This window comes from Deltaproteobacteria bacterium CG11_big_fil_rev_8_21_14_0_20_42_23, from assembly GCA_002796345.1.
Lineage (GTDB): Bacteria > UBA10199 > UBA10199 > 2-02-FULL-44-16 > 2-02-FULL-44-16 > 1-14-0-20-42-23.
Genome location: PCXC01000002.1, coordinates 1 through 6,810, shown reverse-complemented (window position 1 = coordinate 6,810; position 6,810 = coordinate 1). Strand labels below are relative to the sequence as shown.

Sequence of the window (6,810 nt, the reverse complement as noted above, 5' to 3'; positions counted from 1 at the left end):
TATGAAAACTTAATCAGCCTTGCCGCTTAGCCAACTGTCCAGGAAACTGGGGTCAGATCAGTGTGGGAAGATTTAGGAGCGACAATAGTGATGGGTGTACCTCAATGATGTTGAAAAAACTCCAACACACTTTTGGCATGCATGTCAGCTTCGTGTAACTCTTCTTTTGAAGACGAGGTAGTAACACCCAAACATGGAAAGCCAGCTTTTTTTGCAGCTTTTACTCCATTGATTGAATCTTCAATCACTAAGCATTCTTCTTTTTTGAGTTCAGGTTCCCACTTGCAAAGAGATTTCATTTTTTCAAATGCCAGCTGATAGCCTTCTGGATGAGGTTTGCCGTGAGTGACTAAATCTGATGGAATCCAAAACTGAAAAGAAGAGTTGATGCCTGTGCTCTCTAAAATAAGTTCCAGTTCCTTTCGATGACAACCGGTTACAATGCACAGTTTTTTCGATTGCGAAAGTGTTGCTAACGTTTCTTTAATGCCATCGAAAAGAGGAATGCCATTTTTGCGCAAAATGCTGATGCTCAAATTTACCTTTGCCGTGATGAGGTTTTCTTTTTCGGAAGGTGAAAATGTGCGCTGATGAATGTTGGAAGTTTTTTCCACAAGATCGCGATCGTTGATGCCAACGTAATGTTCAGAAAATTCTTCGTGGCTTAAGCAGATTTTTTCTGCTGCTAATACTTCTTTCCATGCTTCAAAGTGCACGGGCTCGGTGTTGGTAATGACACCATCAAAATCAAAAAAAATGGCACGGTAGTTTTTCACAACGACAGCAAATATTGATGGGCATTGATTCCAGCGACTAAGCCTTGTGCCATGGCGATGCTGGGAATTTGTGGTGTGCCGCACAAAACATCTCCGCAAGCAAACACACCTGACAGTGAGCTGGAAAAATTTTCATCAACCAGCAAAGTTCCCTTTTCGCTTTTTTGAAGGGTGGAGCCCAAATAATCTGTTTTGGCTTCAAAGCTAGATCCAACTGGAAACACAGCGCTTACTTCAAGTTCTTTTTCAGCACCTTGATTTAAGATGATAAGTTTTTGCACTTCTTCATTTCCCTCAATTTTTTTGGGGCTGCTTGAAAAAAGAAGTTCAATTTTTGAACTTTGTGTAAGTTGTTGCTGCATCTCTTCCGAGACATCTAGTTTTGAAGATGGAATAACGAAAAATATTTTTCGCGCTCCTCGCGTAAGCTCCAGTGCTGTGTTTGCAGCCTCTTCATTTTTTCCAACGACGGCAATGGTTTTGCCTTTTGCTGCACTTGCGCCACTGATGATGGTGTAAAAAACGCCAGCGCCCAGAAAATCTTTTTCACCTTCGACGAAGCTGCCTTTGTGGGTGACGCCACTTGCAACAATAACACATTTCGCATGTTGCGGTCCGCGCTCGGTGCCAAGCGTGAATTGGTTTGCATCAATTTTAAGCTCTTGAGCGCTGCAGTCTAATTGTTCAAGTCCAGCTTGCTTTGCTTTTTCATACACTTTTTGCAAAAAATCGTAACCGCTGATGTGTTGTGGAAAACTATTGTAGAATTTTAAGGTTTTGTGACTTCCCAAAAAACTTTCTTTCAAACTTTTTTCTACCAATAATGTTTTCCAGTTATGTTCGGCAAGAAAGCTTGCAGCTTGGCTTCCTGCCGCTCCACCTCCAATGACAATGGCATCATAAAATGTATTCATACAATTTCCCTTTTCAAATTTTAAGCTGCAGAAGTTAAAACAAACTTTGCTGTAAACTGGCTTCGCTGCCTTCTTCAGGATGTGCGATGGTCCAGATGACTTCTACGCGAGATTTTCCGGTGCCAAATTTTGGCGTATAGAAAAGTTCACTTTTTTCTGCGCCGTATTCGTATACTTGTTTTGTGATGTTCACATCCTCGAGACAATATTTTTTCAGTTTGTCCATTTCGCCATTTCGGTAATAGCGAATGGCATCGAGACCGTGACCGATTTTTGTTTTTCCAAGTGTGGCAGATGCAACGCTGTCAAGGCTTACACGGTGGCCAAGAATTTTTGCAAGTTCTTCTAAGATGTCAAATTCGGGAATCACTTTTAAATCGAAGCGCATGTAAGGTTGCAACACGGGAGTGTCGAATTTTTTGTTGTTGAAGCCGACAAGTAGCGGCTTGTCTTGAAGGCGTTTTTCAAATTGATCTAATTCTTTTTCTTCGAACATTAAAAATTCATCGGTGACGTAGTCGTAGGCGCCAAGCACAGAAATGCCAAGCTTTTCAACGGCATCACGTCCACCGCCAACTTCATCAAAGGTATGTTTGGTTTCGAGATCGTAGACGACAATATTTTTCCCTTTATACATTAGCACTCCTTTCTTGCTGGTTTTTACTCATGCAAGGTTTAGAAAAGAAGATCAAGGGTTTAATCTTTGGGGCAATAGGGCGATGGTGCGATGGTTCAATCGACACTTCACCTTCAGTCTTGTCTTTTTCTTTTCCATCCTCTAGCAGCGGAAGGATGAAAGTTTTGATTCAGCGAGTGTTAGAAGCTTCTGTAAACGTGGACGGTAAAACGATTTCCAGCATTGGCAAAGGCTTACTGCTGTTTGTGTGCGTGATGAAGGGTGATACGCAAACGCAGGCAGAATATCTGGCAAAAAAATGTGCCGAGCTTCGTGTGTTTGAAAACGAAGAGGGAAAATTTCACTTTTCAGCTTTGGACCTTGGCCATGAAATGCTGGTGGTGTCTCAGTTTACGCTTGCAGCTGATGGAAAAAAGGGGAGGCGTCCTTCGTTTGAACAAGCTGAAGAACCCGAAAAAGCAAAAGCATTGTGCGATGTGTTTTGCGCAGAGTTACGAAAACTTGGCGTGCACGTTGCCGAAGGAATATTCGGCGCCGACATGAAAGTGGCTCTCACCAACGACGGGCCGGTGACGTTGGTGGTGGAGGGGTGAGGGTGTTCGGAAAGCCTAATAAAACAAGTAGTTGCTGGCATCTTCTTTCTTGGCGTGCAAAGTGCGTTATATTGTGGGGGAAAATCAAGTGATTGACAGTGTGGCGGTTCAGTGCAACGCTCCCTCCTCATTTGCGATAGAGTCCAAAATCGGGGGATGCTGAGAAAATGAGAGGGCTGTTTTGAGTCTTTTGGAATCCAGTATTATACCCAAGTCATCTGATACAATAATCAGTACGTCTGTTCCTTCTATTGATGAACACTTTTACAAGTCAATCTTTGAAGTTGCTAGAGCTTCTATTGAAGAGCATCTGAAATTTGATAAAAGAATCAGCAGTATTGTTCAAACAATATTAGAGGAGAGATTGAAAACAAACTTACCTCTTAGTGTTGAAAGCGCTTCTCTTCTGCTTCATTTTATTAGAAATTATCCTGATTCTGAAATGCGCCATATAGTTTTAGAGACATCGCGAAAATTAAGAAAAAAATTATTTGCTAATAAAGTTGCTGCGATGGTTCCGATTGAAATGAGTTCGTTTTGTTCCAGTAATTGTAAATTCTGTGGTTGGCGAAAAGATAATTTTAAAATGATTCGACTTCGTATCTCTGAAGAAGCCTTACTCAAAGAGACGAAGTTGCTTGCTGAGATGGGTTTTACGCATTTTGAGCTTGCTGCCGGAGATGATCTTGGTTTGATTCGTTCTGAATTGCCGACAATGGTATCTTCAGTAAAAAAGACACTTTTAGGTATTAATCAAGATGCCCGTCTGTCAATTTGCCTCACTCCACTGCCAGAGACATATTATGCACGTTTAATGAAGAGTGGTTTGGATGCAATTTTTACTTGGCAGGAAACGTATGACAGAAATACGTACTACGAGCATATCACCTCTGGTCCAAAGGCAAAAGGGCTTACAGAAGAGCTTTGTGTTGATTCAAAGGGAGATGGTTATCTCTACAGGATGAAGTCTCAGGAACATGCGATTCGATCTGGTTTACAGGTAGGTTTGGGAGTTATGCTTGGTCTTTCTCCGCATCTTGAGTCAGATATTCTATCAACAATTATCCACGGAAATAAATTAATAGGTCATTATCGTAATTTTATTGAACCACTGATTATAGGTTTGCCCATTTGGAATCCAACAACTACTCCTGAGACAGATAATTTTAATAAGTATGCACCTGTTTGTTTGAGTGATGAGGATTTTGAGCTTATTTCAGCAATATATTTACTTAGTTTTCCGGATTATTTTTCTTGGGTATTTCCAAACTGTCGTGTTTCAAAAAAGACGCAACTGAAAAGTATTATGACCGCTGGTTGCTTTACTTCAACCATGGTTCGTTTGGGCCCTGGCATATATTTATCAGATTCAATGAATCAAGAACTTTCTTCAAATTATACGCGTATATTTAACCTCTCTGTTCCCCTTACAAAAAACTCTGTTATGGAGAGTGAGCAATTTACTCATAACTTTGACTCACACGAGAATTTTCTTTCTTTATTTCAAAAAGAGCAATTGGAACTTGTTTCGGATAAGTCATTCTTATTAAGGGAAAAAATATGTGGATAGTATTTGTTGGAGTTAATTCGAGTTTTGAACATGCTTTTCGTGCAGCCCATGAATTGGGTTTCAAAGTACTTTTTATTACGAGTGAGCACGATTTCCCAAAAACAATTCCTGCTGATTTAACACAAACTGTTCAAAGTTTTGAGTTTGATATAATCCTTTCCATAATCGAAGAATCTCTTCCAAGAGATCAAACGCTTGTATTTTGGGCACTTAAAGAAGCGTTGCTGCCTCTTGTTAGAAAATTGAATCTCCACTTTAAATCGCCTGCAAGATTTTATTCAGAGAATACTATGGTGACATGTAAGAATAAGCTGAGGCTGAGAAATTTGCTTGCGCACACGCCATATAATCCTCAGTTCGAAATTTACACTGAAGGTTGCCAGTATCAAGCTCATGTTCAATCAAACAAAAAAATCATAAAGCCACTTCATGGGCGTCTTAGCATTGGAGTTGAACTTGTAAGTTCTGAAGAAGACTTTCTCCCGGCTATTTCGCGAAGTCTATCGGTATTGGAAAGATTATCATCTGATACAAAATTTTATTCCCAATTAAGTGAAGGTCATGATCTTAAACGTACTCTTCTCATAGAAGAATTTATTGAAGGGGCTGAGTTTAGTGTAGAGATTTTTGCGAATGAAAAGGGAATAAAATGTATGGGCATCTGTGAAAAGACAAAGATGAAACCACCATATTTTGAGGAAATTTCCTATTGTTCGCCGCCTCGAATAGAAAAGGAACTTTCTGCAAAGCTGGCAAGCGCGGCTATCGAAATTGCAAGTATTATTGGATTAGAATCAGGTATGGCACATTTTGAATTTAAGTATGATGGAAAAAGAATTATCCTGCTTGATATTGGATTAAGGCTTGGTGGAGGTGGGTTAGTGCATGGGTTAATTTCTACATCCACTGGCGTTGACTTAATCAAAGCAGTATTGGCAGAACTTTGTGGTTTGGACTCAGAATTATATCTGATGAAAACCCGGAATGATACGGCATTACTATATTTGTTGCAGATTGGAGATGGCGGGATAGTTCAGATGGTTACGCAACCAACAAAAATGAACAGTGTAGCATTGGTTGATATGTATGTGTTTGTTAAAAAAGGAGATTATCTTTCTGGATATCCAAATTATTCTAATTTGCCAGGATATGCTCTTTTTCAAATTTCGGGAAGAAATGAAATGTCATTCACTGCTGTGGATAATGCAATCGAACACTTAATGAAGAACTGGAATATACAATACCAGTGAAAGCAATATTTCAAAAAAAATTTTAATTTCTTCGGAGTCTTAAAAGGATATTAAGCGAATTGTAATAAAGGATAAAGAGCATATGCAGAAAAAAGTTTATATTGTTTTAATTTCTCTTTTCTTGGTTTTGTTTTCCGGTGTCGCTAACTCTCAAGATTTAGGGAAGATAGGATACGGCTCATCTGATGCGGTGTTGCCTGGAAAAAACCAAGAACTTTTTTTTATGGGGTTTGATACAGGAATGCAAACTACTTTAAAGGAAAGAACTTTGAATGAGGTTCTTATTACCAATCATGTTTGGGATAGTTCGCAGTTAGGTGCTATGAGAAGTGCCAACTACCTTGTGTCACAGGGAGTTGTTGCCTTGATTGGTTTTCCTACCAGTCACGAAGCCTTGCTTGTTTCGAAGGTTGCTAAGGAAAATAAGATGTTGGGTTTTTTTGCTGGAGCAGGGCATGCAGATTTAGCAAAAATGGGATCGCTCATTTATACAACTGGCGAGTCAATGAAATATTCTGTGGAATCAACATTAGGGTTTATTAAAAAACATTTTCCAAGTGGCCGTGGGGTTTTGATTGTAAACCCATATGCGGTTTTTTCAAAAAATCAGGAGGACACTTTTGTTGATTTAATGAAAGACTCGAAAAATAGAAATATCGAAATGGTGCCCATGTATCTAAGGAGTGATCTTAAGCTTTCGTCTGAAGATATAAAGCGTCTAAAGAATTTAAAAATAGATTATTTATGCCTTACTCCTTATGCTGACGAATCAGTTAGACTCATGGAACAAATGGAAAGAGAAGATTTAGAATTTCCTCTTATTAGTAATTCCTCATGGACCACAGGAGATATCGAATTTATCAGACGTTTTTTAACCAATAGAAAATCCCCAGTGTATAGTGCTACTCTTTGGCTTAAGGGAAGTTCTGAGTCAAAAAAATTTGAAAGCGTTATTCGCGAGCGGTACGGGAAAGAGCCTACATCGTCCCCCCTGAAAAACCCTCCATGAGCACATCGAAGTGAGTAATGAGAGTGGTTTACGGTTTGGTGTTGTTGAAAAAAGGGCGTTT

The 6,810-nt window shown here is 39.5% G+C and carries 7 protein-coding genes; 4 read left to right on the top strand and 3 right to left on the bottom strand.

Features of this window, described 5'->3' with window-relative positions; all coding sequences use genetic code 11:
• Positions 1-101: 101 nt before the first annotated feature.
• The 3 genes from COV43_00060 to COV43_00050 are packed head-to-tail and all read right to left on the bottom strand — an operon-like array spanning position 102 to position 2,327.
• Positions 102-875: a hypothetical protein gene (locus COV43_00060; GenBank protein ID PIR26939.1), complete on the bottom strand. Its 774-nt coding sequence runs from the start codon at positions 873-875 to the stop codon at positions 102-104.
• Positions 773-1,690, bottom strand: coding sequence for a hypothetical protein (locus COV43_00055; GenBank protein ID PIR26938.1), 918 nt, complete (start codon positions 1,688-1,690; stop codon positions 773-775). Before COV43_00055 ends, COV43_00060 begins: the two co-directional genes overlap by 103 nt.
• Positions 1,691-1,724: 34 nt before the next feature.
• Positions 1,725-2,327, bottom strand: coding sequence for a helicase (locus COV43_00050; protein ID PIR26937.1), 603 nt, complete (start codon positions 2,325-2,327; stop codon positions 1,725-1,727).
• A 155-nt stretch (positions 2,328-2,482) separates the two neighbouring features.
• Here COV43_00050 and COV43_00045 point away from each other — a divergent pair, with 155 nt between their 5' ends.
• The 4 genes from COV43_00045 to COV43_00030 all read left to right on the top strand — a co-directional run bounded on the left by COV43_00045 (position 2,483) and on the right by COV43_00030 (position 6,749).
• Entirely contained in the window at positions 2,483-2,920 is a 438-nt protein-coding gene (locus COV43_00045; GenBank protein ID PIR26936.1) for a D-tyrosyl-tRNA(Tyr) deacylase, read from the top strand.
• A gap of 364 nt (positions 2,921-3,284) precedes the next feature.
• Entirely contained in the window at positions 3,285-4,490 is a 1,206-nt protein-coding gene (locus COV43_00040; protein PIR26935.1) for a hypothetical protein, read from the top strand.
• Complete coding sequence (locus COV43_00035; protein ID PIR26934.1) at positions 4,481-5,740, top strand: hypothetical protein; 1,260 nt, start codon at positions 4,481-4,483, stop codon at positions 5,738-5,740. The genes COV43_00040 and COV43_00035 overlap by 10 nt, the downstream gene beginning before the upstream one ends.
• A gap of 82 nt (positions 5,741-5,822) precedes the next feature.
• The gene (locus COV43_00030; protein ID PIR26933.1) at positions 5,823-6,749 is read left to right on the top strand and encodes a hypothetical protein; all 927 of its coding nucleotides are present in this window, start codon (positions 5,823-5,825) and stop codon (positions 6,747-6,749) included.
• Positions 6,750-6,810 lie beyond the last annotated feature (61 nt).

Excerpts from the sequence above, each read along its gene's own strand:
- COV43_00055 (PIR26938.1), bottom strand. The coding sequence starts at position 1,690 with ATGAATACATTTTATGATGCCATTGTCATTGGAGGTGGAGCGGCAGGA.
- COV43_00035 (PIR26934.1), top strand. The coding sequence starts at position 4,481 with ATGTGGATAGTATTTGTTGGAGTTAATTCGAGTTTTGAACATGCTTTT.
- COV43_00030 (PIR26933.1), top strand. The coding sequence starts at position 5,823 with ATGCAGAAAAAAGTTTATATTGTTTTAATTTCTCTTTTCTTGGTTTTG.
- COV43_00050 (PIR26937.1), bottom strand. The coding sequence starts at position 2,327 with ATGTATAAAGGGAAAAATATTGTCGTCTACGATCTCGAAACCAAACAT.
- COV43_00045 (PIR26936.1), top strand. The coding sequence starts at position 2,483 with ATGAAAGTTTTGATTCAGCGAGTGTTAGAAGCTTCTGTAAACGTGGAC.